The sequence below is a fragment of the Phormidium sp. CCY1219 genome, from assembly GCF_035615515.1.
Taxonomy (GTDB): Bacteria; Cyanobacteriota; Cyanobacteriia; order Cyanobacteriales; family Laspinemataceae; genus CCY1219.
On sequence record NZ_JAJENT010000734.1, the window covers coordinates 11,256 to 38,209 of the forward strand.

Here is a 26,954-nt window from a genome sequence, read left to right on the forward strand (position 1 = left end):
TTTATGGAGGGCAAAATTTGCCATTGCGTCCCACCAGCTAGGGCGATCGCGCCGCAGACCCCGGTGGAGAAACCGATACAATAAAAAACGATGTCTTTTGCTGGGGATAACTCAAACGTGTCGGCAAATTCTCCTACATTTATTTTAGTGGACGGTCATTCCTTGGCCTTTCGCTCGTATCATGCATTAGCCAAAAGCCGCGATGGGGGGTTGAGGACCTCCACGGGAATTCCCACCAGCGCGTGCTTTGGATTTCTCAAGTCCCTGATCGAGGTGATGGCGGCGCAGGAGCCGCAATATTTGGCGATCGCCTTTGACCTGGGTTTACCCACCTTTCGCCACGAAGCCGACGCCACCTATAAAAGCGATCGCCCGGAAACCCCAGAAGACTTGCTCGTGGACCTGGAACACCTGCAAGAACTGCTCGCCGGCTTTAACGTTCCCATCGTCACAGCGGAAGGCTACGAGGCGGATGATGTGTTGGGGACCTTGGCGATGCGGGCCAGCAGCGCCGGACATCAGGTGAAAATTCTCAGCGGCGATCGCGACCTCTTTCAACTAGTAGACGACAGCAAACATATCAGCGTCCTCTATCTCAGGCGCGGATCCTTTTTTGGTCATTCCGCCTTCGCCAGCTACCAAGAATTTACCGACGAAGAGGTGCGAGAAAAAATGGGCATTCCCCCCGCACTTGTGGTCGATTATAAAGCCCTTTGCGGCGATCCCTCGGATAACATTCCCGGGGTGAAAGGAATTGGCGATAAAACCGCCGTCAAATTGCTCAGCACTTACGGTTCCCTGGAGAACATTTACGAGTCTCTAGAAGACATCAAAGGTGCGAACCGCAAAAAGCTCGAAACCGGCAAAGAAGACGCCGATCGCTCGCAACATCTGGCTCGCATTGTCTGCAATGTTCCCTTAGATATTGACTTAGAAACCTGTAAGCTCGAAGGATTTAACGAAGCGCAACTGATTCCGATTTTGGAGAAGTTAGAATTTAAGTCATTTTTGCCGAAAGTCAAGCAACTGCAGCAGCGCTTTGGCGGAACAAGCGAAGAAAGGGAGACGGAACGCGCCAGTGCGGTTTCTGACGACGAGGAGACTGGGTTTTGGAGTGCCGCCGAAACCGAAGCCGCCGCCCGGGAAAAAGCAAAAGAAGAGCCTGCGATCGCCCCGCGCATCATCGACACCGCACAAAAGCTAGAAGCCTTAGTCACCCAGCTCAAAACCTGTCAAGATCCAGCCCACCCGGTGGCTTGGGATACAGAAACCACGGATTTAGAACCGCGCGATGCGGATCTGGTGGGTATCGGGTGCTGTTGGGGAAGCGAGAAATCCGAAGTTGCCTATATTCCCATCGCCCATCACCGGGGAACCACCCTGGAGTTAGCCACGGTTATCGAGGCTCTGCGTCCTATCTTAGAAAGCAGCGCCTATCCGAAAGCCTTGCACAATGCGAAATTCGACCGTTTGGTGCTGCGCTGTCAGGGCATCGAGTTGGCGGGGGTGGTGTTCGATACCATGCTTGCCAGTTACGTACTCAATCCCACGAATAGCCACAGTCTCAGCCAGTTGTCCGAGAAGTATCTCTCGGTTGCGGCGCTCAGTTATAAGGACTTGCGAATTCCCAAAGGCGAAACCATCGCCATCGTGGATATTCCCACCATCGCCAACTACTGCGGCCTGGATTGCTATACTACATATAAACTCCTGCCGATATTGCGTGCGAAGCTGGAAGAAAACCCAAAACTCCATCAATTGCTGCTGGATATCGAACAGCCCCTCGAAGCGGTTTTAGCCGAGATGGAATACAGGGGAATTCGTATCGATACAGAGTATTTAAACGAACTCTCACAACAGATTCAAAGCCAACTGCAAGACATCGAAGGGCAAGCGTATGAGAAGGCGGGAGAAAAATTTAATTTAGGTTCGCCGAAACAATTGAGCGAGATTTTATTTAAAAAACTCGGCTTGAATCGCAAAAAATCTCGCAAAACTAAGACGGGTTACTCTACCGATGCAGGGGTATTGGAAAGACTGCAAGGCGATCATCCGATTATTGACAAAATCACCGAATATCGTACCCTCTCGAAGTTAAAATCTACCTATGTGGATGCCCTACCGCAGATAGTGCGCCAGGATACCGGGCGGGTGCATACGGATTTCAATCAAACGGCGACAGCAACGGGAAGGTTATCTTCTTCTAATCCGAATTTGCAGAATATTCCGATTAGAACGGAGTTTTCGCGACAAATTCGCAAAGCATTTTTGCCAGAACCGGAGTGGCGATTGGTATCGGCGGATTATTCGCAAATCGAGTTGCGGATTTTGGCGCATTTAAGTCAAGAACCGGTTTTGTTGGAGGCGTATCGCAATAATCAAGACGTGCATAGCGTCACGGCGAAACTGTTGTTTGAAAAGGAAACCGTGACGCCAGAAGAAAAACGGATGGGGAAAACTATCAATTTTGGGGTGATTTATGGGATGGGTTCGGTGCGTTTTGCCCGGGCGATCGGGAAAACGACGAAGGAAGGAAAGGAGTTTATCGATCGCTTTTACGAGCGTTATGAAAAGGTGTTCGAGTATTTGGATGGGTTGGAAAATCAGGCGATCGCGCAAGGATTTGTGGAAACCCTCTTCGGGCGTCGTCGCTATTTTGAATTTGAAGATAAAAAACTGCGCGAACTTCAAGGCACCGATCCCAGTGATATTTCCCCGGAAGTAAGGAAAAAACTGTCAGCGCGAGACGCACAAAACTTGCGGGCGGCGGCGAATGCACCGATTCAAGGTTCTAGTGCGGATATTATTAAAGTAGCAATGGTGAAAATGCACCAACTTTTGCAAGACTATCGCGCCCGGTTGTTGCTGCAAGTTCACGATGAATTAGTGTTTGAAATTCCTCGGGATGAATGGGAGGAACTGCAACCTAAAATTAAATCCACGATGGAAAACGCCGTGTCGTTAAGTGTGCCCTTGGTGGTGGATATTCACGCTGGGGACAATTGGATGGAAGCAAAATAACCCGTTGCTCAATTTAACTGTAGGGTGGGCATTGCCCACCACACCGATTACTTCTTCAACGAATTTTATGTCTGTAGGGGGAGCGTTTTTGCCCTGGGTTTTGTGGTATGATGAATGGCGAAAGTGTTGTCTGGTGTGCCCGGAAAACATTAAGGGTCGCATCATGTGATTAGCCGATGGATAGGGAGGATTTGCCTATCAACCAGTTGAATGAGAATCGTTGGAGATTAATTTTATGAGTATGACGTCGTTATTATACCAGAAAGATGTAAAAGAAAAATTTCGGCAAGAGTTTCCGGTGCCCAAACTGAAAGTGAAAAGCAATCCGCTTGCGCCGGCATTGACGAAACATTATGCCCTGGTTGCCACGGCGTTCGATTATTTACTGCGATTTTATCTGGAATTTAGAAATCCGAAGGCGAATTCGCGCAAGTGGATTGCGGAAGTTTCCCTGGGGTTGCTGCGCGAGCTAAAAATGTTGGTGAGTTCGATTGAGGAAGAGGAGTTAGCGCCAGATAAGCTAACGGAAGTGGAGGGCGATCGCCTGTTAAAAGTGATGCCCCAGACGCAACATATTTGTAAATATCTGGTCAAGAAAGGCATTGCCCGCAATCGAGAAGAATTTGTCAATATTTGCACGCGCTTGGAAAGGCAGGCTGATTTTATCATGGCAAAAGCCAAGGAGAATTATTTTTTATTTCTCAAAACTGGGGAATTAACCGATAGTCTGCTAAAATCTTGTTTGTTTCTGGCACAGTTAGACCCGATTTACCGGGTGGGGAAAATTGATAAAAATACGGGCATTCTCAATCTGAAAGATATGGAGGATTTAAAACAATTAATTGCTTTGGTGGATTTCGATAAATTCCACGCCGAGGAAATGATGTTGCTCAATCCCACATTTGGTAGGGGTTCGGCATTGGTGGGCGGTGCGGATGCGGATTTAGCGATCGATGATATGTTGGTGGAAGTCAAAACCGCAAATAAACTGGCGTTAACGAGCGATTATTTTCACAAGTTAATGTTTCAATATCTTTTACATCGGGTGGCGAAAATCGATGGCGCGCCGCCAAACCATGAAATCCACCGTTTGGGAATCTATTTTTCTCGATACGGTTATCTGCATACCATGAATGTGGCAGATATCGTGGATGAAAGACAATTGGAGCGGTTTTTTAACTGGTTTAGAAAGCGGGTAAGTGCAGGAGAGGAGGAAGAGCGGGCGGCGGGGTAATTGCTACTGCACTGAAGCGGAAAGAAGGTTTAAAATTGAGATTCGGCGCGCTCTAAGGCGCTGTCTAAATCTTTGATTGCTGCATCGATTCCGATTTGGATTTCGCCCCAAGCATCGGAACTGGCGGAACGCAGTTGTGCTAACTGTATTTCTAGTTCTTCTTGCTGTCTTTCTAGCTGGGCAATTTCTGCTTCGAGTTCCGCTTGCGCCTGCGCGCCGAGGGTTTCTGCTCTTGCTTCCAATTGCGCGATGCGTTCGTCATAGGTGGCGATTTGTCGTTCGGTTTGTTCGATGTATTGGTTGATTTCTGCTTGGGTATAGTTGGCGGTGGTGCCGATCGCTTCTTCGGTTTCTCGTTCTACCTCTTCTGCGGTGGGTCCGGGGGAAGCATTCATTTCGCTTTCGGTTTCCATTGGCGCATTACAGGCGGCGATCGCGCCAGAAAGGGCAAGAGCGGCGATCGCAATTTCAAAACGGAAGACTTGAGATAATTTCATGATTTTATCGGTTATCTTTGCTTCCTCATTGAACTGCAATATTCGGGAATTGTCATCTATCGGGGGAGAGATGTTCTCAGATGAAATATACTGCCCATTCTCATATTATTTTTCTACAACTGTGATGAGAGTGCGAGCTTCAAGCTCGCACTTCGGGGCGGTGAAGCTCTCGCACTCGCAAGGGAGGCGAATTAAATCATCCTCAAGGTATCGGAAATTGCCACCTTACCGGGGGTGAGGATTTTTGCCAGAACCCCGGTTTGTAGATGTCCGTATTTTTCTTGCAACAAGGGTAACAGAGGCAAATCGCGATCGCCGGTATCCGGATTGACTTCGATATTGGGACAGCGCCCGATCCGCGCGGTAATCGCCACAGTTGCATCACCTAAGTGAAACTGCTGGCCGACCCAGTTAAATTCTTCCCAGGCTGGAACGCCTTCTAGCAGGACGTTTGGCCGAAACCGCCGCACGTCTGCGGGTTGACCGCTTGCATCACTTAAGTCCTGTAACGTGGCCTCACTCAGTAAAGAAATATGAACGGGTTCGCGATCGGGATAGCGGGTGTCGCCGGTGCGGGTACCCACGAGATGCAAGGGCGATCGCTGGGGATGGCGCGCTTCGGGGGTGGGGTGCAAGGAGGCGAGATAGCCGGTAAAAAAGGCACTGATGCGATCGCGCCCTTCGGGGGTGCCCGTCTGTGCCTGCAGTAACCTCGCCCCGCCAGCGCGCACCGTCAGGATATCGTCGCTACTATCGTAGTGACAATCCAGTGCGGCTAATCCGGGCCAGTCGTTTTGCACGGCAAATTTGCCTTTGCTCATCCAGGGCACAATATCCGGGGATTGTGCGCCATCCACGAACATTAGGGCGAAGGCGCGATCGCCGCGAATTCCATGCCCGACTTCGAGAAAAACGCGATCGATTGCTTGCGGGGTCAGCCCTTTAATCGGATAGGTAAATAACTGCTTTACAGTAGCGATACTCATTGTTTTACCCCCCACTTTCCAGCGATCGCTCAGTCTTAAGCATACCCCCAGTAATGCTTTGGAAATACAAGCCCCCGGCGGCGAGCAAAAAGACCAAGTAACTGACCACTTGTGCCAAATAAAGCTGGGCGCGATAGCCAAATAACGCTTTCAGCAAAATTCCGGGAAAGCGATCGTCCGGTAAAAAATTTCGCGCATCCCACACCAGCGGCCCTAAAATACAAGAATCCGACCCACTCATACATAAATTCGCAAATTGGGGGTCGATATTTGCCAAAATTGTCGCCGCCGCATTGGCATTTTTCAGCGTAGAAATTACCAAACCGGAAACGATGAGCAGCAACAGCACGCCCATGATTTGGAAAAATAACCGAATGTTGATTTTTACCCCCCATTTAAACAGCAATACGCCAATTCCCGCCGCCCCGGCTAATCCAATTAATGCCCCGAAAGCCGGTGCGATTCCTTGCTCGAATTTAGCCACGATAAACAGCACGGTTTCAAATCCTTCGCGCAACACGGCGATAAAAATTAACAGGAAAACTCCCCATCCGGCGCGGGTGGGATTGTCTGTCATCGCCGCATTCACCGCACCTTCGATTTCGCCTTTCAGGGATTTGGCTTGTTGGGTCATCCAAATCAGCATCCAACTCAACATGGCGATCGCCACCGCGCAAAATACCGCCTCTAGCATCGGTTTAATTGCCGGCGCATAAACCATATCCGAAGCCCCCACGGCTTGCAGACCCCAGCCTAACAATACCCCCACCAACGCACTAGCAACAATTCCCACCCCCACGCCCAAGTAAACCCAGGGATTGAGTTGGCTTTGTTCGGCTTTTTTCAAGCACGCCAGTACGATACCTACCACCAGAGCAGCTTCCACCCCTTCTCGGAGGGTGACGAGAAATGTCGGTAATGCAGCACTAAATTCTATCATTTGTTAAGAGAAATTTGAACAATTTCAGTGGTAGGGTGGGAAGTGCCCACCCTACGATGGCGAGACCATTAACCAAAATCGCGCAACATTTTTTTCAATTCTAAGGTATGCATTTCTTCTGTCCCAATCATGGTGCGGATGAATTCTTCCAGATAAATGCTGGCATCTTTTACGATGTCGAGCAATTCTTTATAAAGACTGAGGGCGGTTTTTTCGTGGTCGAGACTTTCGGCGAGAATATCTCCCACGGAATGGCGATCGCTTTCTTCCATTGGGGCAATCTGTAGGGTCGGATGTCCATCTAACCCCGTGAGAATTTCGCCCACTTGTTGCGCGTGGAGGAGGGATTCACTCGCCTGCGCTTTAAAAAAGTCTACAATCGGAATCCGATTCGGTCCGGTGACCATCAGGGAATAATGGGTATAGCGCACCACACCCGCCAGCTCAAATTCCATAATCCGATTGAGCAATTCGATGGTTTTTTTGACGTCGAGTTCTTTCATGGTTTTATCACCCATAGTTCAGAAGTCTGTGGGATTAGTTTATCGGCGATCGCCATCCCGTTTTGAATCGACTGATACCTTTGTCATTGGCCTTTTGTCATTATTCATTGGCCCTTTGTCATTGGTCATCGGTCCTTTGTCCTTTGAGGGAGTACCTGTGACCAGTGACCCGTGACCTGTTACCTGTTACCCCATGAACTGTTACCCCATGACCAATGACCTGTTACCTGTTACCCCATGACCAACGACCAATGACCAATGAGCGAAATTTAACTAAAATCGCGCAACATTTTTTTAATTTCCAAGTTGTGCATTTCTTCTTGTCCGATTTGCTGGCGGGCAAATTCTTCTAGATAAACGCTGGCATCTTCTACGGTTTCCAGCAGTTCTTTATACATATCCAGAGCTTTTTTCTCGTGATGGAGACTTTCGGCTAAAATATCGCGTACCGAATGCTGATAGGTTTCCTCAATCGGGGCGATATGAAGGCTGGGATGTCCTTCTAAACCGGTGACAATTTCTCCCACTTGTTGGGCGTGGGTGAGAGATTCGGTGGCTTGTTGTTGAAAGAAAGTCACAATCGGAATTCGATTCGGTCCGGTGACCATCAGGGAATAATGGGTATAGCGCACCACACCCGCCAGCTCAAATTCCATAATTTTGTTGAGCAGATCGATGGTTTTTTTGACGTCGAGTTCTTTCATGGTCCAGAAGTAATCAATTTTAGAGCGTGTTTATTCCTATTGGAGCATTTTTTGGATTTTATCTCAAGGGGGTGAGCTGAAGTTGTGTTATTAACTTGCAATTTGCGCCCTGGGAGGGGGTGGGGCGTAGGGGAGAAGGATTGGCGGTTCGAGAGAACCTGGGGGGGGGAGGACGATCGTCAAAAAAGAGCAATGGGATGGAGGGATTAAACTGTGGCGCTGGGAATTGGCGCGCCCACCCACTTGCTGGATCGCTTCTATACCCAAAGGCAGAGTTTTGGCTACCATTTGCAATCCTTATCCTTTCGGGGTCAAATCCAGCAATAACCCATAGGGAGGCAAAGGGGAGATTTCCTGTAAATCATTGCCAGTTGGTCATTTTATCTGGAGGCAAAGTACCACAACTGTGGGGCGAAATTTTAGGAAAAATTAGGATTTGCCGTGGGAATACTGTGTTAAGGAAACGAAACGATAAAAAAGAGAAGTTGCCTGGAAAAAATATAGGGTAAAAAAACTCTATACCTCGGTCATACTGTAGATTTCGAGCTAAATTCAACCGGATTTTATCCCCGGCGGGGGCATTGTCAATTTCCAAAAAAAGCGCTTTCCTATGTGTTAATGCACTTTGCGGTGGCAACCCTGGGGTTGCGATCGCATTGCCACCAAGAATCACCACCCCACAGGCGCGATCGCGCGGTTTTCTGGCACCGAAGTCAGTTACCTGGATTCCAAACTACCGGAGGATTTAGATGAAAAAACAGCTTGTTATTCTAGCCAGCCTAGGGCTGCTGAGTTCAACCACCCTATTGGGCTGCGCCCAAGGGGGAACCCCGGAAGCCCAGACGGGGAACGTCGAAGCGGTTGGGGAGAGTACCGGGCAAACCGACACCACTTCCACCAGCGCCAGCGGCGAAATGGGAACCCTAAACATCGTAGCCAATGGCGAGGATTTCGTCCGCCAAGGCTTTGTCTCCAAAGATGGCTGGAATATTACCTTTGACCACGTTTATGTCAATCTTGCCGCAATCGACGCTTACCAAACCGATCCCCCCTATGACGCGCAAGCGGGTGGCGAGATTAAAGGGCAAGAAAAAGTCAGCCTCAGCGAAGCGAAAACCGTAGATTTAGCCCAAGGAGATGAAAACGCCGAACCGATTTTAGTGGCGCAAGTGCCCGCGCCTCCCGGACAATACAATGCCCTGTCGTGGAAAATGACAAAAGCCAATTCTGGACCGGCTAGCGGCTATCCGTTGGTGATGATAGGGACGGCGGAAAAAGACGGCGAAACGGTGAATTTCACCCTGAAGCTGGACGAAGAAATGACATTTAGTTGTGGCGAGTTTGTCGGAGACGAACGCAAAGGGTTTGTCAAACCTGGAGACGCCGGCGAGTTGGAGGCGACATTCCACTTCGACCATATTTTTGGCGACGGATCCGCACCGCCGGATGACGAGATCAATACCGGTGCGTTAGGATTTGAGCCACTGGCCAATCTAGCCACCGATGGCGAGGTTAATATGGATATGGGGCAACTGCAGCAAGCACTTTCCGAGTCGGAATATCGCCAACTGCAGGAAATTATGCCCTCTCTGGGACATGTCGGAGAAGGGCATTGTCACCAGTCGGAGTCTGTTTAAGGGGTTTTTGAGTAATGAAGGGCGGATTTATGCAAGCTTGGGGCAAAGGTGGGTGGATCTTGTGCTGCGCCTGTGTGCTGTGGGCGTCAGATGTGGCGTGGCGCGCCCTCCCGGCCCGATCGCATGGGGTGAAGATCGATTATGAAATGACCCAAGCGATCGCGATCGATGCCAAGTTCGATAGCGGCGAACCAATGGCTAATGCCCAAGTGACGGTGTATGCCCCGGAAGACCCCACTGAGCCTTGGTTGCAAGGCACTACCGACAACCAAGGTCGCTTTATCTTCGCCCCGGATCCGGCACAGTGGGGCAATTGGGCGGTGAGGGTTCGCCACGCCGGTCACGGAAATCTGCTCAATATCGCGATCGCGCCACCCGCAGAGGCGGAGGTGGGTGCAGGGGCGCAGGAACCGGAAACTCCCGCGATCGCCGCCCAAGCGGTCAAAGGTAGCACCGGTCTGACGCCCATGCAAACTGGATTAACCATTGCCTCTGGCATTTGGGGCTTCGTGGGCACAGCTCTGTTTTTCTCCCGTCGCCGTCATCACCCGGGGGTCAACCCCGCGAATGAAGAATTCAGCACTGAAAATTGAGAAATCCCCGGATTCTCACTTTGTAGAAAATCGCTTGTTCCTAGGCTCTGCCTGGGAACTCACCCCCCGAGCCTCTGCCTCTTGTATGTCACAATTGATAAACTAAGTCCTATCAGTCGTTTGGTCAATCCTTAAATGCACATTCCCGACGGTATTCTTCCTGCAGGTATTTGCGTGGCCGGTTATGCCACAACCTGCGCCGCTACCTGGTATTCTCTGCGAAAAATCAAGGGAGATAAAAATCCTCAAGCCGAAATTCCCAAAGCTTCTTTACTAACCGCTGCCTTTTTTGTCGCCTCTTGGATTCACATTCCCGTCCCTCCCGCCAGCGTTCATTTAATCCTCAATGGACTGTTAGGCACTGTGTTGGGATATTATGCCTTTCCCGCTATTCTGATTGGGTTATTCTTTCAGGCGGTGATGTTCGGACATGGCGGATTGACCACCTTAGGCGTAAATGCTACCATGATGGGAATTCCTGCATTGCTCGCCTACCAGATTTTTCAACTTCGATTTGTGTTAGGACGCCGGGTGGGAGAATTCGTCACCAGTGCTTTTGCATTTGTCGCCGGTGCTGTGGGATTGGGAATGGCAGCGATCGTCTTTTTTTTCCTCGTCATTTCCACCCTTGAGGGCGGAACCAACGCCGAGACAGAAACCAATGCAATTTACGCTTTAACCCTCGCCCATATTCCGTTAATGGTCATTGAAGGGGCATTTACTGCAATGTTGGTGGCGTTTCTCAAGCGCGTGAAACCAGAACTGATTCGGGGTCAAAGATGAAATTTGGGTTAGACGATTACGCTCATTTAGATTCCCCCCTCCACCGATGGGAACCGCGATGCAAGCTGATTGGTTTGATGGGGTTAATTTTCGCCTTTGCCTTTGTGGAAAATTGGCAGTTAATTCCAGCCATGCTGGGGGTGACGGCGGGCATTTATGCCCTGTCCAAACTGCCCGTCACCTATTGGATGGGGCGGTTGCGCTATCCGGGTTTTTTTCTGATGGGTCTGGTGGTGTTGTTGCCCTTTGTCTCCGGTGAAACCATATGGTTTAAATTGGGGATTTTGTCGGTTTATACCGAGGGAAGTTTGGCGGTAGTGTTGATTGGTTCCCGGTTTTTGGCTATTATGACCTTGGCTTTGGTGTTGTTTGGAACTGCTGAGTTTTTAACCATGCTCAAAGCCATGCGATCGCTGGGTCTTTCTCCGATTTTAGCCGATATGATGTTGTTATTTTATCGCTATTTATTTGAAGTGGGCGATCGCTTGAAAACCATGCAAACTGCCATGCGCTTGCGCGGCTTTCGTCCCAGTACCATAAACCGCCGCACGTTAAGTATTTTCGCCTCCCTCGCCGGCACCCTTTTGGTACAAAGTTACGAACAATCCGAGCGGATTTATCAAGCCATGCGACTGCGCGGTTACGGCGAAGCCGTGGCAACTAACACCCGCTCTCCGGTGCGGAAAGCCGATGCGATCGCTTTGTTATTTATTATAACACTTGCTGCCAGTTTTATTGGAGCAGAATTGTTATTGGTTGCTTGAAAAATCGGGGAATTAATTGGTTTTATCGGGGGAATAACTGGTCGGAGAGGCGGTAGCTTCGCGGAGGCGTAAACCCCAGGGGCAAACCAGTCATAGTTGCGGGTTATTTTGTCCCATATTCCTATTAATGCAAATGAAATCTATCCGTAGCGTTGCGGTAAAGGACAATGGCTAAATCCCGGATAGTTTCTTCGCTTTCTACACTATTGCTAAACTTGTTTTTGGCGGTTTCTAGGCAGAGTTGCATCAGTTCGGAAGAGCGTTCCAAATGGGAGGCGATCGCTTCTTTTTCTTCTGGCGTCCACGGGGTGGAAATGGCGGCAAACTCCTCGATAGTTTGGCGATTTTTTCGCTGGATTTCCTCAGAAAAGCCGGCGGCAACTATCCCCGCCGGTAACGCAAACAATCCAATCCCGATAAACGCCAAGAGTGCGCCGAATAATTTGCCAATTGCCGTCACCGGATAAATATCGCCATATCCCACGGTGGTTAATGTTACCACTCCCCACCACATTGCGGCGGGAATGCTGGGGAATGCTTCCGGTTGCTCTTGACTTTCGGCAAAGAACATGACGCTGGAGGCAAAAATTAATAAAATTGCCACGGTAAATAAGGTCATAATGAGCTGCTGTCGTTTGGAGTTTATTACTCGAACGATGCTTTGCAAGGCTTCTGAGTAGCGAATCAGCTTCAGCAGACGCAAGACGCGAAAGATATTGCTATTTTTGAACAGCAGCATGTGGGGAAAAAGCCAGCGCAAGTAAAAGGGCAAAATGGCGATTAAATCGATAATCGCTAAGGGCGTCATGGCATAGCGCAGTCTGCCCCATACCGGATCGGCGTAGCGAGGATCGGCGGTACAAGACCACAGTTGCAAGAAATAGAGAATTGTAAAGCTGGTAACAGAAAAATATTGGACTTCTTCTACAAACAGGTGGAAATGAGCGGTGATGTAGTCGGAGGTTCCTAAAATAAAGGTGGTGACGTCGAGAATTACTAAACCGCTGACAAACCAATCGTCAAACTGACTGAAAATATCGTTGGGGTCGGAGGATTCTAAAATTTGATACACTCGGGATTTAAGGGATGGACTCATCTGACCTCTGGCTCAGAACGAGAAAAAAATTGACGGTAATATTTGGAAATGGTATCATATCAGATGGAAAAATCGACCCAACCTGGCTTTCCCCCAGGGCAACCCGACAAGGTGACCAACCGGGAAAATCGAAGCGGCAATTCGCCCCAAACGGCGATCGCGATCGCGGGAGTGTGCTTTTCCTATCCCGACAAACCCAATGTTTTGCAGGATGTGAGCCTAACAATTATGGCAGGAGAACGGGTGGGCGCGATCGGGGCCAATGGTGCGGGAAAAACTACCTTATTTTTATCCATTTGCGGCGTATTAACCCCCAACGCAGGAGATATTCGTTTATTCGATAAACCGGTGGTTGCGGGAGAGTTTCGTCCCGAGGTGGGATTGGTGTTTCAAAATCCCAACGATCAATTATTTTGTGCCTCGGTATGGGATGATGTGGCATTTGGTCCTCAAAATATGGGATTATCGGAATCGGAGGTGGAAAACCGCGTCAGCGCTGTATTAGAATTGACCGGAGTCTCCGCCCTGAAAAATCGCGCGCCGCATCATCTATCGGGAGGACAAAAGCGAATGGTGGCGATCGCCGGTGTACTGGCGATGCACCCGCAAGTGGTGATTTACGACGAACCTAGTGCGAATTTGGATTTGCGATCGCGTCGTCGCCTGATCGAATTTTTACAAGCATCCCAAGAAACAGTCCTCATTTCCGCTCACGATTTAGAACTGATTTTGGATGTTTGCGATCGGGTGATTCTCATGGATGAAGGACGTATTATCGCCACCGGCACTCCCGAGGAAATTATGGCAGATACCCAATTAATGGCAGCGCATGGGTTAGAAAAACCCCATTCCCTCACCCCTCATCACCGCAATTCTCGCGGATAGAACAAAAGACCCGCACTCTAGAAGGGTAGGGCTAAAGTCGCACCTAGCCCGCCTACGGGGGCTAATTTGGATACTTTTTCCTGCAAGATTTGCTGGTCGCGAAGTTCCGGAAAAACTCTGTTTATTTCCGGAATTTATTCCCGGCAATTTCTTCCTCTCGGAGAAAAAAAGAAACTGGAATTCAGCGGAATTCGTCGCTATATCCGTCAACGAATTTTCCCCCGGATCCCGAACCCTACCGCAGACGCAGAAAAGCTGGTGTAGGAAGCAGAACTTCTCAGTCTGCTTGCGGATCCACACTTTAACAGATTCACAGGAGGCACATCAATGACTTCTATGACAATTCCGATGAATATCGTTCAGATTGTCATCACCTGGTTGGTGACGGCGGTGAGCTTGTTCTTGATTTCTAAAATTCCGATTGGCGTGGAAATCGATGGGTTCCCAAAAGCCCTGGTTTCCGCTGCGGTTTTTGGATTATTGAATGCATTTCTGTTACCGCTGCTCAAAGGTATCACTCTGTTTAAACTGACCAATACCATCACCTTGGGATTGTGGGCGGTTCTTTTAAACACGATTATCTTTGGGTTAGCAGCTTGGTTAGTTTCCGGGTTTCGCTTGCGCTTGGGAATTCTCAGTGCGGTTCTCGGCGCGATCGCCCTCGGAATTGTTAACTCGATTTTGTTTCACCTGTTAGCATCGCTCAACCTGTAAGGGAATGTTGAGTAACCGCAGGAGTTTGAAGGGTTTAAGAGTTGCTAGCCAGAAGCGATCGCCTTAATTTTCCCTCAAAACAAGGATAGTTGAACGAACTCCGGGCTTTTTTGGGTGCAAGTCTCGGGCGATCGCTTCTTTTTCTCAGAGGAAAAGCACTCCCCTTCATCTATTGATGTTAAAGCTTGTTTCACATTCTGTGCCAACACCCGCGCAAAATTTATCGGCACTGCATTGCCAATTTGCTGTTGAATGTCCCGCTTATTCCTCCCGCAAAACACCCAATCATCCGGGAAGGTTTGCAATCGCGCATATTCTCGATGGGTAAAGGCGCGAATTCGCGATGCTTCAATCCGCCACAACAAAATATTGGGGTTAGAATTGCAGACAGAATCACCGGGCATTTTATTTTTCGGAGAGCGTCGCGCCACCACATTTCCCTGCGCCCATCCCCAAATTGTCGCCGTATCCACCGCCGGAAAAGGCGCATCGAAAGAGCGAATCGGGTACCCATCCGATGCGGTTCTCGATAAGCGAACGGGCAGCACTTCTTCCTCTATATTAACTGGATTTCCCGTTTCTACATGAACTTTACTGTTAAATCCCCATTGTGGATTGTGATTGGGGAGTTGGATGGGGCTTTCTCCCGCTAAATCGTCGATAAATTCTCGAATTGTGGCGATCGCCCCGGGTTGCGGTAAATGATAGTCCGCCGGTGGATTATCTCGAAATCCGATAAAAATAAAACGCCTGCGGGTTTGGGGGACGCCGTAATGACAAACCTTAAATACATCGAAAAAAACTCGATAGCCAATTTGGTTGAGTTCCTTGACAATTTGCTCGGCAAAGGGTAAATTGGTCTCGGGCGATCGCATGGTTCTCAAGTTCAGCACGTTTTCAATTAACACCACCCGAGGCTGGCAAAGCGTGGCGATGCGAATCACTTCTTTATAAAGCAGATTTCGGCGATCGGCTTCTTGACGATTTCCGCCTAGGGAAAATCCCTGACAAGGAACTCCCGCTAATAGCACATCCGGGGCTTCTTTGAGTTGCGGAGAATAACTCCGAACGTCATCTAAAATTATCTTCCATTGCGGACGGTTTTCCCGCAGGGTTTTCACGCACCACGGATTAATATCAATGGCTTCTCGAAGCTGAAATCCCTCTGCTTCAAATCCTAAATCCAGTCCCCCAGCACCGGAAAATAAACTGAGAACGGAATAGCCTGGATTGGAAGCAAGATTGGGCAATAATGATTTGGGTGAATTATTCATGGATAATTTGAATTGTGATTTACGAATTTTTCAAAGCGACAGTCGGCCCACCTATTCCCTTGGCTCTATAGGCGATAAAAGAATGAATCTGGCCTGCTGAAGGGTTAGATTGGTAACGAGGAGTTAGCTGGTTGGTGGTCAAATCGAAGGAATAGCCGATAACAAGGCGATCGGCTTCTACACGAGTCAGTTGTCCCACCACTTCTAGCCTCGAATCGCGGCCATAATACTCGGGTAGAATTAGGGTAATTTGGCGATCTGCTCCTCTAACAAGTCCGTAAGGAGTTGGCGCAATGTACATTTTGCGATCGCGAATTTTTAGGTCGCCGTAACTGCCAAAACCGGTAAAACTTTTATTTTTGTGAACGTACTCGCGATCGGCATTTAAAAAGTCACCATGACAGATGACCAAATCGATGACTGGATACTCATTCTCCGTAGCTGCTGAAGAATAGCTTCCAAAGACATAGTAAATGACTCTACCGTTATGATAGCCAATAGGCACTTGACTATTGCAATCGTAATCTGCCTCTCGACCAGGGAAACCTAGACCTTTAACTTCATATCCTTCCGCCGTTTCAACTAGGGTAAAATCCGGGTAAGAATTGCGGCCTTGTTGCTCGTAGTCAATGGTCGCTTCTTTCAGCCTTTCCTCAAACCAATTTTGAAAGTGAAATTCTTTGTCTTTCCGGCTTACGCGCTGAATTAAAACTTTTTGGGCGATCGCATTATGGCACGCCAGAAAGATGTCCACGCTGCTGTAACTTAGTTGTTGCTGACTCATTTTACATTTTTCTCTAAAAACCCCACTTTATTTGCTCTGCTTGCAGGCTTTCTCCAATATACAGCAATTTAACAGCTCAGGGAATCCCTCCACCTCGCGAACATGCCCGATCGGCGATCGCCCTCAACATTGCACCGGGAAAAATGCAGCAGTGGCGCGAAAAAACATTCCCAGACCTGCGTCTGGGAAAGAAAACCATTCTGCAACCCAATCTAATCTTGTTGGTTGGCAAACTTCTTCGCCCCGAGAATCGAAAGCACAATGGTGCCGCCGAGTAACACCGCAATACTGTACCAGGGAAAATTCTCTAACCCCTGATAAGCAGCAGCACGCAAACCGATACTGGTATAGGTGAGCGGAAGTAAGTAAACCAGACTTTTAAGCGCCGCCGGAAGCTGTGCGGGCTCAAAGAACGTCGCCCCTAAAAATGACATGGGAACGATGATAAAATTATTGTAAATTCCCACACTTTCCAGGGATTTGACGTTCAATCCAACCAGCACGCCCAACCCGGAAAATACGGCGCAATTGAAGAGCAAAACCAGCAAGAATAAGGGGTTGAGAAAGCTCCAAATTTTCCCGGTAAATACAATTGCCACGAGCAAAACCGAACCGGAGGTCATCAACCCGCGCAAAATACCGGCCATCATTTTACCGAGGTACAATGCCAGGGGATGGATTGGTAGCAGTAGCATTTCTTCAAAGTTTTTGGTAAACAGTCTTTCGCCGCAAATGGAAAAGACGGTACCGGCAAAACTAATCGTCATGGAAGACAGAGCAACCATTCCCGGGAGCATGAATTCTAAGTAACTGTTACCCATTGCGGGGCTAATGGTGCTTCCCAACCCCAACCCAAAGGCGAGAATGTAAATTAGTGGCGATACGAGTCCCGATGCGGCAACTTGCACGATCCGCACGCGCAAATCTAGCCAATCTCCCCATAAAACGGTGAGACTATCTTGCCAAATGGTGGACATTGGCGAGGGGTTGGCGGTGGGGTTGGTGAATTGGGAGGTTAAAGATTCCACGATGTCTGTTTCAAAATAGGGTTCGGTTATTTTTTTCTTTGCGGTTTGTAATGTATCATTTTTTGGCCAATATAGTATTGTGAATTTGCAATCTGCGGCGGAAAATTGTTGCCGGAACCGATTGACAAAAAAAGGGGCAGCGGGTATAATGAATGAAGCGGATGGGTCAGGCAGGAGAATTATGCAATGCACAAATTGCTTTGCCGGAGCTGTAGGGTAAGCAACTCGTTGCCCAGCCTACCCGTGAAAGCGCACCAGCAACGCCAGTGGAATTAAGGCAATTCGATGAGTTTGTTTTTGGAGGACAAACCGGACTTAATGGTAATTTGAGATTTAGGCACATTGAAGCGTTTGGACAACAGTTTAATTAACTCGGCATTAGCCTTGCCATCCACTGGGGGAGATTTGAGACGGATTGTCAGAGTGCCATCGGGTTCTTCGGAGATATTTTGTTGTTTGGAATTGGGTTTAACTTTAACGTTTAATAGGGGCATAATTAACCGATCGCGGTAAGATTAAGCCGATCCAATGCCCTACGAGCGGCGGTCAAATCGTAAGGAATCGGGGGTTTCAGGGGACGATAATCCTTGGGGTGGGGGGAACCCTGTCGCAGGACCGCATTAACCATCAAACAAGGTTCGTCGTTTAAATTAATCGCGCTGTGAACCACGCCGGGAGGAATGGTGACCACCTTGCCACAGCGATCGCTTAGGGGAATGTACTGATATCGGCGATTCTGCAATACTACTAACACAAAACTGCCGCGCACCACCAGCAGTTGATCTGTTTGAAAGCGATGCACGAATAAATCTTCCACGGCGCGCGATCGCACCTGAACTAACATCGTCTCGTGACTCGAGTGCGGGGTATAAAACTCCGTAGTGCCCGAAGTCATCGATTCCAGATGGCGGATTTCAATTTGCGTATTTAAAGCCATATTTAAGAGTCCTCTTCACAGATAAGTGGCGCTATATCATCTATTATTAACAAATTTTTATTAAACTTTTGTAAAGTTAATAACCGTAATGACAAAAATATGGTATAGGAGACTGCATTTAGCCGAGAATCTTCAGAAAGTAGTAGGCAAAACCGCCAGCAAATGCTAAGTTCAGGAGAAATCAACTCGGCCACATTCTTTTAAAAAACAAGGGATGACGTCCCATGAGCCAAAATAGGGATCCCAAACGCCGCCCCGACGGGTTTCAGATTAGCGTGCGGTTTGGAGTCGGGGGGCTAGTAGGCACCTTCATTGCCATATTTTTCGTATGGGATGGGATGACCATTGGCGGTGCGCTGTTGACGATCGCGATTCTTGCATTGAGTTGCGGCATACTATCTGCCCTGGTAGGCGATCGCTTTTGGAGAATGCTCGCCTCTTGGTGGAACTGGTTTTGAGCCAATTCCCCCGGGAAAATCCGCCGCAAAAAAACCGCCCCAGGGTCAGCTAGGGCGTGGGTAGAACGTTAAAGCCAATCGGCACAGAACCGGGGAGAGGGTGGGAGGAAGACAGCTAAACCTCAGCCATTTCCCGGTGTTCGATTTTCGTGCCCAAAACAGCAGAGAAACTCAGCCAACCAAGCCGGATGAGCCGGCCAAGCCGGGGCCGTCACCAGATTGCCATCCACCACCGCGCGATCGACCGGCGTTTCCACATACTCGCCCCCAGCCAGAGAGACCTCCGGACCGCAAGCCGGATAAGCCGTGCAGCGTTTGCCTTGGAGGACTCCCGCCGCCGCCAACAGTTGCAACCCGTGACAGATGGCCGCGATCGGCTTATTTGCATCAGCAAAATGGCGAGTCATGTCCAGGACCTTTTGATTGAGGCGAAGGTATTCCGGGGCGCGACCGCCAGGGATAACCAAAGCATCGTAACGCGCCGGATCCACCGCATCGAAGGTCGCATTCAGGGCAAAATTGTGACCCGGTTTTTCGCTATAGGTCTGGTCGCCCTCAAAATCGTGAACCGCAGTGCGAACCAGATCCCCTGCCTTCTTGTCGGGGCAGACCGCATCCACCGTATGGCCCACCATTTGTAGGGCTTGGAAGGGAACCATCACCTCATAATCTTCCACAAAATCCCCGACTATCATTAGAATGAGTTTTTCAGCCATATTTATCCCTCCGAATGAATGTAAGGCCATTGCAGATACAACAAAGCTGACTTACCGGGGGGCAAGTCAGCCTGCTCTATTTTAAAGTTGTCCGTGGTAGAGATGGGAACGAGTCCCTGGGCGAACGGCAAAGGGTTTAGAAACCGTTGCGACCCCAAACCACCATCGTAATCGAGAAAGTGAACACAGCCAGAATAGCGGCCCAACCCACACTGAGAATATCCATAGTTGCGATCTTTGAGTGAATGATAACTAGCGATTTTCAACTTTTAATGATAGGTCAAAGTGGCGCGCAGTTCACCCAAGCAGAGGCAATTGAGGGAAAGGCGGGGAGAAGCAGATACCTTCTGGAGGAGCGATCGCACTGGTCACAGAGGGCAGATGTAGGGGAACATAGAGCAACAGGCCAGTTTTAACCGAAACCAGGATTTTGCCACAGAGCCTGTCAAAATAGAAACATCTCCAGAGGTAAAAACCCTTACCCATGAAACGATCGACATTCCATTAGCCCGCATTGTAGATGGTTGACCAAACACTTTCAACTTTTTTTACCCGTCGGGATGGATGCTATTGCGCTCAGTACCCTAAACCGTATTGACCATGACAAAGATTTTAGTGATTGAAGACGAAGACTCCGTGCGCTCCAATATCATGGAACTGCTCGATGCAGAGGATTTCGATGCGATTGAAGCAGACAATGGCCGTTATGGGGTGCAGCTTGCCCGGGAAGAGAGTCCCGATTTAATTTTATGCGACGTAATGATGCCGCAATTAGATGGCTACGGCGTCCTCAGTGAATTGAGAAAGGATCCGGTGACGGCGATTATCCCGTTTATTTTTCTCACCGCCAAAGCCAGTCGAACCGACTGGCGACAAGGAATGGAGTTAGGGGCAGATGATTATTTAACCAAGCCATTTAGTCGAGACGAGCTGCTGTGTGCGATCGCCACCCGGTTGAAGAAACAAAACGCCGTAGAGCAACGCTATAGCTCAAGGACCAAAGAACTCGAAGCGCAGCTCAACCAGTTGCTCAACACCGACGAAATCACCGGACTACCGAACCAGCGGCAATTGCGATCGCGATTGCACCAGATCGCAGAGGAATTTGCCCGGAATGGGGATCGGGATAAACTGGTGCCGATTGTTTGCGTGGACATCGATCGGTTCAATCGAATCAACGAAAGCTTAGGGCCGAGCAACGGCGATCGCTTATTGCGGGCGATCGCCTCGCGACTCGCCACTTGCATCGGTAGCGAAGACTTTATCGCCCGCTTGAGTGCGGATCAATTTGCCTTAATTTTGAACCCGGTGGAGAGAGAGGACGCGGCTGCCAATATTCCCCAGATTCTACTCAATAGTTTATCCATCCCGTTTATTATTAACGGCCAAGAAATATTTCTCAGTGCCAGTATTGGCATTAGCCTGTATCCTCGAGATGGCACCGAGATCGACACCCCGATCGCCCATGCCGAAACCGCCATGTTTGCCGCCAGAGAGCAAGGCGGGAATCAATATGAATTTTACAGACCGCAGCTACAGATTTCTGCTCCCGAAAGACTCACCCTCGAGACCAACTTGCGATATGCGATCGAACGAGAAGAATTTGAGGTGTACTATCAGCCCCAGGTGAATTTGAGCAGCGGGCAGATTATTGGTGCAGAAGCCTTAGTGCGCTGGCAGCATCCCGAACGCGGCATCATTTCCCCGGCGTCATTTATTCCCCTCGCCGAAGAAACCGGATTGATTATTCCCTTGGGAGAGTGGGTGCTAAAAACCGCGTGCTTGCAAGCCAAAGCGTGGCGCGATACCGGCTTCGATCCCCTGCGAATTGCAGTAAACCTCAGCGGTCGGCAATTCAGCCAGTCCCAGCTCAAACAGCGTTTAATCGAGATATTAGAGCAGACCGAACTCGAAGCGCAATGGTTGGAATTAGAATTAACCGAAACGATGGTGGTGCAAAACATCGATGCCACCATTGCCCGGTTTCAGGAAATCCGCGAGTTGGGGATACAGGTCTCCATTGACGATTTTGGCACGGGATATTCGTCCTTAAGTTATTTGCAAAAACTGCCCTTTGATACGTTGAAAATCGATCGCTGCTTCGTGCGCGAATTAAGCAGCAACCCGAAAAATGCGGCCTTGACCGAAGCGATTTTGCAAATGGCGCGATCGCTAAATTTGCAAACCATCGCCGAAGGGGTAGAAACCGACACCGAACTGAAGTTTCTGTGCGAACATCACTGTAACGCCATGCAAGGCTATTTATATAGCAGACCTTTACCGGCTCAGGAGTTTCAAAAGTTATTGGATGGTGGGAAGCGCTTGCCGATTCCGTGATGCACTCCCAAGGGTACTGGGGCTTTTGCTGCGCCGCGAGTGCGGCGAGTTCGGGAGAGATCATTCAATGTTGGCAATTTTTGTCGCTTCCCTTGCCCCGGAGGTTGGGGTGGCCTCCGGTGGTGTCAGACCCCAATGGCCCTCATCGATCGCCTTGAGATCCGAGGGTGGATGTACCTCCTTGAGGTCTCCAAATTTGTAGTGTTGAGGTCATTCGCGATCGCCCGAAAGCAGGGAACAGATTACAGTAAAAAAAGTAAAAAGAGAAGTCTTGTCTGAGAAGGGCGGTTATCCTCACCCTGTTATTAGTCAACCGGAGCAAACGCCATGAAAACCATTTTGGTCATTGAAGACGAACAAGCCGTGTTAACCAATATTTTAGAAATCCTCGAAGGCGGAGGGTTTCAAGGGATTGGAGCCGAAAATGGTGCCATCGGCATAGAACTGGCGAAGAAACATTTGCCAGATTTGATTTTATGCGACATTATGATGCCCGGACTCGACGGGCACGAGGTCTTGGCCAAACTGCGCGAAGAATCGGTGACGGCGACGATTCCGTTTATTTTTCTTACTGCAAAAGCCGAACAAACAGATTTACGTCAGGGAATGAATTTAGGAGCTGATGATTATATCACTAAACCGTTTCGACGTAAAGAACTGCTCGAAGCGATCGACTCTCGGTTGGTGAAAAAAGCGCTCGTTATGCAGCAGTACGAGAGCCAGCGCCAACGCGCCGAGGGACTACAGAGCAAAATGCACGAACTCGAGCAATTGAATAATACGAAAGAGGAACTGTTGAAAAAGCTGATCGAAGACTTGCGAAATCCTCTTTCTAAGATTAATCTGGCCATTCACATGCTAAAAAGCACGCCCACGGATGTTTCGCGCGATCGCTATTTAGAGATTTTGCAGGAAGAATTCGATCGGGAGATTAATCTGATCAATCAAGTGTCGGAATTGCAGGATTTACTGACGGTAGAGAATTTTAAACTGTTACGTCAGTTTAATTTAATTACCGGCCAGAGAAAAGATGGGTCAAAGGCTCCGTAACCCTGGCAATGCTTGCTGGGGAATAGGGAAAAGGATATCCGAGGAAAATAAAATGCTAATATCGAGAGAACACCGTCTAAACCGAGGAGAAGATTGCAGCAAAATAATTTTTTTGCGAATCGCCTAAATCACTTCCCGTCAATCCAGGTTCTCGAAGGCATGGCAAATATCGAGCGTTCGAACGAGGAATGAATATGAAAAAAATTTTAGTGATAGAAGACGAAGAATTAGTCCGAAACAACATTTTAGAGATTTTAGACACGGTTGATTTTGTGGCGATTGGCGCTCCAAACGGTCACCTGGGAGTGCAATTAGCCCAGCAACAGGTTCCCGATTTGATTCTGTGCGACGTGATGATGCCAGAACTGGATGGATATGGCGTACTGAGTGCAGTGCGAAATAATCCGGCAACGGCAACGATCCCGTTTATTTTTCTCACGGCAAAAGGGGAAAAAACCGACATTCGCGAAGGGATGAACCAAGGCGCGGATGATTATTTAACCAAACCGTTTCGGCGGAAAGAATTGCTGGGAGCCATTGAAGCCAGACTGGCAAAACATGCCGCCATGTATGGGGGATATGCGCGGGAAAAAAACCGCTTAATGGCCTCTTTGCAACAGGTGGAAGCGCAGCTCAATACAGCGATTCATTATGATGGACTGACTCAACTTCCGAATCAACTGTTGCTGCGAGAGCAATTTTATCAGATTCGCGATCGCGCGGCAGCTAAAAATCAGACAATTCCGATTTTGGTGATTGGGTTAGACCGATTTAGTCGGATCAATAAAACCGTGGGTCCAGGGGACGCCGATCGCCTGTTGCAACAAGTGGCAGAACGGTTACTCCAGTGCTTGGGAGAAACCGATATAGTAGCGCGATTGAATGCCGATCGATTTGGGATTATTCTCGGTTCGGCAACCCCGAAGCCAACCCAGAGCGATCGCCCTTTGTCCCCGGAAAATTCCTCCTTACCGCTCGCCCAAACTCTCCTCGAGACCATCGCGCAACCCTTTCGCCTAGATGGTCACGAAATCTTTCTCACTGCCAGCATCGGCATTAGTCGTTATCCCCAGGATGGCGATGGCATCGATCCGTTGATGAAAAATGCCAATGTTGCCATGTCCCATGCCAAGCAACTCGGCGGCAATCAATATCAGTTTTACACCCGCGAGATCGAAACCTCCCAACTCGAAGATCTGATTTTGGAAGCGAATCTGCGCTATGGGTTAGAACGCTCTGAATTTGTGGTGTACTATCAACCGGTGGTGTCTTTAGAAACCGGCAAAATTGTCAGTGCAGAAGCGTTGGTTCGTTGGCAGCATCCGGAAAAAGGACTCATTTCTCCGGGAAAATTTATTCCTTTAGCTGAGGAAACTGGCTTAATTATGCCCCTAGGGGAATTGGTGTTACGAACTGCCTGCGAACAAGTCCGACGCTGGCAAAGCGCTGGGTTGCCATCGGTGCGAATTGCTGTAAACCTTTCCTTACGACAGTTCAATTTACCGGATTTCAGCCAAAACTTGGCGCGAATTGTCCGAGAAATTGACTTAGATCCAAGGTGGCTGGAATTAGAACTAACGGAAACCATATTGGTGCAAAATGTGGCAGAAACAATAGAGAAATTGAAAAAATTAAAAGCCTTGGGATTTTCGATTAGTCTGGATGATTTTGGCACGGGATATTCTTCGTTAAGTTACTTGCAGCAATTTCCATTTGATACGTTAAAGATTGACCGCTGCTTCGTGCAAAATATTCCGAGAAATTCTACCAATACGGCGCTGACGAATGCGATTATCCAAATGGCGCATTGTTTAAATTTGAAAGTGATAGCAGAGGGAGTGGAAACCGAACCAGAACTGGCTTACTTGTGCGAGAAAAATTGCGACAAAATGCAAGGGTATTTGTTTAGCCGTCCCGTGAGTGCGGCGGAATTTGAAGCCATGCTGGCCAACGGCGATCGCATGGCGGTGATTCCCGTACAATCGAGATAGTGGAACCTCGCCGCGATCGCGATCGCCCTGGCAAAGCACTGCTGTGAATTGTGCTGTGAAAAGCAAGGAAGGAGGCTCTCAATTTAGCCGCAAACGCTCGAAAACCGGGAAGTAATTGTTCAAACGGGCGATCGCGATCGCGATCGCCTCGGCTAGCAAAAACGGCGCGAGTTGCCCGCCAAATCACTTTACAGGCGTCATTAAAGGACGGTTAACCATGACAAAGATTCTTGTCATCGAAGATGAAAAATCTGTTCGCTACAATCTGGTAGAAATGCTGATAGCAGAGGAGTTTGCAGCGATCGGCGCGCCGAATGGTCGAGTCGGGGTAGATTTGGCAAAAAAAGAACAGCCAAATCTAATCATTTGTGACATAATGATGCCGCAGATGGATGGTTACAGCGTACTCATAGAGTTGCGCGAAGATCCGAATACTGCTAAAATACCCTTTATTTTTCTAACGGCGAAAGCAGACCGAAGCGATCTGCGTCTGGGAATGGAACTGGGTGCAGATGATTATCTGACCAAACCCTTTACCCGAGATGAACTGGTCGCCGCGATCGCCATTAGACTGGAAAAGCATGCCGCCATGTTACAAGAATACCAAACCGAGCAACGCAGAACCCAGGCGCTGCAAAAACAAATGCAGGAATTGCGGCAGATTCTCGACACCAAAGAGGACTTATTGCAAAAACTCTCTCAGGAGTTGCGCGATCCCCTTTCCAATATTAACATGGCGATTCACATGCTCAAAAACTCACCAGAAGGGGAAGCGCGAGAGCGATACTTGCAGGTTTTGCAACAAGAATGCGCCAGAGAAATTGCCCTACTCAATCAAGTGTCTAACCTGCAAAACTTTCTCTCCCCAGAAAATGCAAGGTTGTTGCGTAAACTAAATTTAATTAACCGGAAAAACAATGAAGAAAATTCTAGTAATTGAAGACGAAACAGCAGTTCGAGAAAACCTAGTAGACCTGTTGGACGCGGAAGACTTTGATGCGATCGCAGCCGAAAACGGTCACCAGGGGATTCAAGTGGCAACCGAAGAAGTGCCCGATTTAATCGTCTGCGATGTAATGATGCCCGAAATCGATGGCTATGGCGTCTTGACCGAATTGCGAAAAAATCCACAAACCGCAACGATTCCGTTTATTTTTCTCACCGCTAAAGCAGATAAATCCGACACCCGCAAAGGCATGGAACTCGGGGCAGATGATTATCTAACCAAGCCGTTTAGCCGGGAAGAACTGCTTGCCGCGATCGCTACTCGCATCCAAAAACAAGAAGTCAGCGAAAAAAATACGCAAAAAAAACTCGAAGAGTTAAGCAGTAACATCGCTCACGCTCTCCCCCATGAATTGCGAACGCCGCTCAATGGCATCCTGGGCTATTCTCAACTGCTGTTCGATGAGTTTGAAGACCTGGAAAAACCAGAAATCCAAACCATGTTACTGGATATCCAGTCTTCGGCAAAACGGTTAAATCGACTGATTCAAAATTATTTGCTCTATGCCGAACTCGAACTCGCCGCTCATCAACCGCAACGGATGGACGTTCTGCGTCAAGATGCAATGAGTTCCGCCCGCAGCACCATTTCCGCTAGCGCGCAACGGAAAGCACAACAAGCAAAGCGCGAAAGTGACCTACAACTGGACCTGGAAGAGGCGACTTTGGCAATTTCCGAGATTCACCTGCACAAAATTGTGGAAGAATTAGTGGATAATGCATGCAAGTATTCTGAAAGCGGAACCCCGATCGCCGTTTGCGGTAGCACCAGCGGCACCCATTCTTATACCCTGACGGTGATGGACAAAGGGCGGGGCATGACTCGCGAACAAATCGCCAATCACGGGGCATATATGCAATTCGAGCGCAAAATCTACGAACAACAAGGATCCGGACTCGGGATCGCGATCGGCAAACGTCTTGCCGAATTATACAGCGGCAAACTCACCATCGAAAGCATTCCCGAAGAAGAAACCACCGTGTTTGTGGTGCTGCCTATTTACCAAGCGGATTAAA

26 protein-coding genes and 1 pseudogene are annotated in these 26,954 nt (G+C 48.9%); 14 read left to right on the forward strand and 13 right to left on the reverse strand.

All coding sequences use genetic code 11. The features are described 5' to 3' along the window. Window positions 1-90 precede the first annotated feature (90 nt). Window positions 91-3,021 (forward strand): DNA polymerase I, encoded by a 2,931-nt coding sequence (gene polA, locus LKK83_RS22085; protein ID WP_324633516.1) that lies wholly within the window; start codon window positions 91-93, stop codon window positions 3,019-3,021. A gap of 235 nt (window positions 3,022-3,256) precedes the next feature. Beyond that, window positions 3,257-4,255: a hypothetical protein gene (locus LKK83_RS22090; protein ID WP_324633518.1), complete on the forward strand. Its 999-nt coding sequence runs from the start codon at window positions 3,257-3,259 to the stop codon at window positions 4,253-4,255. Between the two features lie 29 nt (window positions 4,256-4,284). Here the strand turns inward: LKK83_RS22090 and LKK83_RS22095 are convergent, their stop codons facing one another. The 5 genes from LKK83_RS22095 to LKK83_RS22115 form a co-directional block, all read right to left on the reverse strand. Further along, the gene (locus LKK83_RS22095) at window positions 4,285-4,752 is read right to left on the reverse strand and encodes a hypothetical protein (RefSeq protein WP_324633519.1); all 468 of its coding nucleotides are present in this window, start codon (window positions 4,750-4,752) and stop codon (window positions 4,285-4,287) included. Window positions 4,753-4,943: 191 nt separating this feature from the next. Then, the gene (locus LKK83_RS22100) at window positions 4,944-5,738 is read right to left on the reverse strand and encodes an MOSC domain-containing protein (protein WP_324633520.1); all 795 of its coding nucleotides are present in this window, start codon (window positions 5,736-5,738) and stop codon (window positions 4,944-4,946) included. A gap of 4 nt (window positions 5,739-5,742) precedes the next feature. Next, on the reverse strand, window positions 5,743-6,675 hold the full coding sequence (locus tag LKK83_RS22105; RefSeq protein WP_324633545.1) for an FTR1 family iron permease: 933 nt from the start codon (window positions 6,673-6,675) through the stop codon (window positions 5,743-5,745). Between the two features lie 71 nt (window positions 6,676-6,746). Further along, the gene (locus LKK83_RS22110) at window positions 6,747-7,181 is read right to left on the reverse strand and encodes a ferritin-like domain-containing protein (RefSeq protein WP_324633546.1); all 435 of its coding nucleotides are present in this window, start codon (window positions 7,179-7,181) and stop codon (window positions 6,747-6,749) included. A gap of 269 nt (window positions 7,182-7,450) precedes the next feature. After that, the gene (locus tag LKK83_RS22115; protein ID WP_324633521.1) at window positions 7,451-7,885 is read right to left on the reverse strand and encodes a ferritin-like domain-containing protein; all 435 of its coding nucleotides are present in this window, start codon (window positions 7,883-7,885) and stop codon (window positions 7,451-7,453) included. A gap of 749 nt (window positions 7,886-8,634) precedes the next feature. On the opposite strand from LKK83_RS22115, the gene LKK83_RS22120 reads away from it, so the two are divergent. The 4 genes from LKK83_RS22120 (at window position 8,635) to cbiQ (ending at window position 11,662) form a co-directional block, all read left to right on the forward strand. After that, window positions 8,635-9,522, forward strand: a complete 888-nt coding sequence (locus LKK83_RS22120) for a DUF4382 domain-containing protein (RefSeq protein WP_324633522.1) — start codon at window positions 8,635-8,637, stop codon at window positions 9,520-9,522. Window positions 9,523-9,536: 14 nt separating this feature from the next. After that, entirely contained in the window at window positions 9,537-10,115 is a 579-nt protein-coding gene (locus tag LKK83_RS22125; RefSeq protein ID WP_324633523.1) for a carboxypeptidase-like regulatory domain-containing protein, read from the forward strand. 135 nt (window positions 10,116-10,250) lie between these two features. Further along, entirely contained in the window at window positions 10,251-10,898 is a 648-nt protein-coding gene (gene cbiM, locus LKK83_RS22130) for a cobalt transporter CbiM (RefSeq protein ID WP_324633524.1), read from the forward strand. Continuing rightward, on the forward strand, window positions 10,895-11,662 hold the full coding sequence (gene cbiQ / locus LKK83_RS22135; protein ID WP_324633525.1) for a cobalt ECF transporter T component CbiQ: 768 nt from the start codon (window positions 10,895-10,897) through the stop codon (window positions 11,660-11,662). Before cbiM ends, cbiQ begins: the two co-directional genes overlap by 4 nt. Window positions 11,663-11,786: 124 nt before the next feature. Here the strand turns inward: cbiQ and LKK83_RS22140 are convergent, their stop codons facing one another. Further along, entirely contained in the window at window positions 11,787-12,758 is a 972-nt protein-coding gene (locus tag LKK83_RS22140) for an ion transporter (protein WP_324633526.1), read from the reverse strand. A 63-nt stretch (window positions 12,759-12,821) separates the two neighbouring features. On the opposite strand from LKK83_RS22140, the gene LKK83_RS22145 reads away from it, so the two are divergent. Together LKK83_RS22145 and LKK83_RS22150 are read left to right on the forward strand one after the other, a co-directional pair. After that, window positions 12,822-13,643, forward strand: coding sequence for an energy-coupling factor ABC transporter ATP-binding protein (locus LKK83_RS22145; protein ID WP_324633527.1), 822 nt, complete (start codon window positions 12,822-12,824; stop codon window positions 13,641-13,643). A gap of 348 nt (window positions 13,644-13,991) precedes the next feature. Further along, on the forward strand, window positions 13,992-14,357 hold the full coding sequence (locus LKK83_RS22150; protein ID WP_324633547.1) for a phage holin family protein: 366 nt from the start codon (window positions 13,992-13,994) through the stop codon (window positions 14,355-14,357). 74 nt (window positions 14,358-14,431) lie between these two features. Here LKK83_RS22150 and LKK83_RS22155 read toward each other — a convergent pair whose 3' ends face one another. The 5 genes from LKK83_RS22155 to LKK83_RS22175 all read right to left on the reverse strand — a co-directional run bounded on the left by LKK83_RS22155 (window position 14,432) and on the right by LKK83_RS22175 (window position 18,380). Then, complete coding sequence (locus LKK83_RS22155; protein WP_324633529.1) at window positions 14,432-15,631, reverse strand: DNA cytosine methyltransferase; 1,200 nt, start codon at window positions 15,629-15,631, stop codon at window positions 14,432-14,434. 19 nt (window positions 15,632-15,650) lie between these two features. Further along, window positions 15,651-16,415 carry a hypothetical protein gene (locus tag LKK83_RS22160; protein ID WP_324633530.1) on the reverse strand — a complete coding sequence of 255 codons (765 nt, stop codon included), beginning with the start codon at window positions 16,413-16,415 and terminating at the stop codon, window positions 15,651-15,653. A 212-nt stretch (window positions 16,416-16,627) separates the two neighbouring features. Beyond that, complete coding sequence (locus tag LKK83_RS22165) at window positions 16,628-17,443, reverse strand: ABC transporter permease (protein ID WP_442957355.1); 816 nt, start codon at window positions 17,441-17,443, stop codon at window positions 16,628-16,630. Window positions 17,444-17,715: 272 nt separating this feature from the next. Beyond that, window positions 17,716-17,937 (reverse strand): DUF167 domain-containing protein, encoded by a 222-nt coding sequence (locus LKK83_RS22170; RefSeq protein WP_324633531.1) that lies wholly within the window; start codon window positions 17,935-17,937, stop codon window positions 17,716-17,718. Between the two features lie 2 nt (window positions 17,938-17,939). Then, on the reverse strand, window positions 17,940-18,380 hold the full coding sequence (locus LKK83_RS22175; protein ID WP_324633532.1) for a dTDP-4-dehydrorhamnose 3,5-epimerase: 441 nt from the start codon (window positions 18,378-18,380) through the stop codon (window positions 17,940-17,942). A 224-nt stretch (window positions 18,381-18,604) separates the two neighbouring features. On the opposite strand from LKK83_RS22175, the gene LKK83_RS22180 reads away from it, so the two are divergent. Then, window positions 18,605-18,838: a hypothetical protein gene (locus LKK83_RS22180; RefSeq protein ID WP_324633533.1), complete on the forward strand. Its 234-nt coding sequence runs from the start codon at window positions 18,605-18,607 to the stop codon at window positions 18,836-18,838. A 115-nt stretch (window positions 18,839-18,953) separates the two neighbouring features. Here the strand turns inward: LKK83_RS22180 and LKK83_RS22185 are convergent. Next, a pseudogene (locus LKK83_RS22185) lies at window positions 18,954-19,554 on the reverse strand (DJ-1/PfpI family protein). Window positions 19,555-19,690: 136 nt separating this feature from the next. Then, window positions 19,691-19,780, reverse strand: a complete 90-nt coding sequence (gene petN / locus LKK83_RS22190; RefSeq protein ID WP_324633534.1) for a cytochrome b6-f complex subunit PetN — start codon at window positions 19,778-19,780, stop codon at window positions 19,691-19,693. A gap of 374 nt (window positions 19,781-20,154) precedes the next feature. On the opposite strand from petN, the gene LKK83_RS22195 reads away from it, so the two are divergent. From LKK83_RS22195 to LKK83_RS22215, 5 genes are all read left to right on the forward strand, one after another. Next, the gene (locus LKK83_RS22195) at window positions 20,155-21,891 is read left to right on the forward strand and encodes a putative bifunctional diguanylate cyclase/phosphodiesterase (protein ID WP_324633536.1); all 1,737 of its coding nucleotides are present in this window, start codon (window positions 20,155-20,157) and stop codon (window positions 21,889-21,891) included. 327 nt (window positions 21,892-22,218) lie between these two features. Further along, entirely contained in the window at window positions 22,219-22,941 is a 723-nt protein-coding gene (locus LKK83_RS22200; protein ID WP_324633537.1) for an ATP-binding response regulator, read from the forward strand. A 194-nt stretch (window positions 22,942-23,135) separates the two neighbouring features. Further along, a complete protein-coding gene (locus tag LKK83_RS22205; protein ID WP_324633538.1) occupies window positions 23,136-24,932 on the forward strand; it encodes an EAL domain-containing response regulator in 1,797 nt (598 codons plus the stop codon). Between the two features lie 217 nt (window positions 24,933-25,149). Beyond that, window positions 25,150-25,872, forward strand: a complete 723-nt coding sequence (locus LKK83_RS22210) for an ATP-binding response regulator (protein ID WP_324633539.1) — start codon at window positions 25,150-25,152, stop codon at window positions 25,870-25,872. Continuing rightward, a complete protein-coding gene (locus LKK83_RS22215) occupies window positions 25,850-26,953 on the forward strand; it encodes a hybrid sensor histidine kinase/response regulator (RefSeq protein ID WP_324633540.1) in 1,104 nt (367 codons plus the stop codon). Before LKK83_RS22210 ends, LKK83_RS22215 begins: the two co-directional genes overlap by 23 nt. Window position 26,954 lies beyond the last annotated feature (1 nt).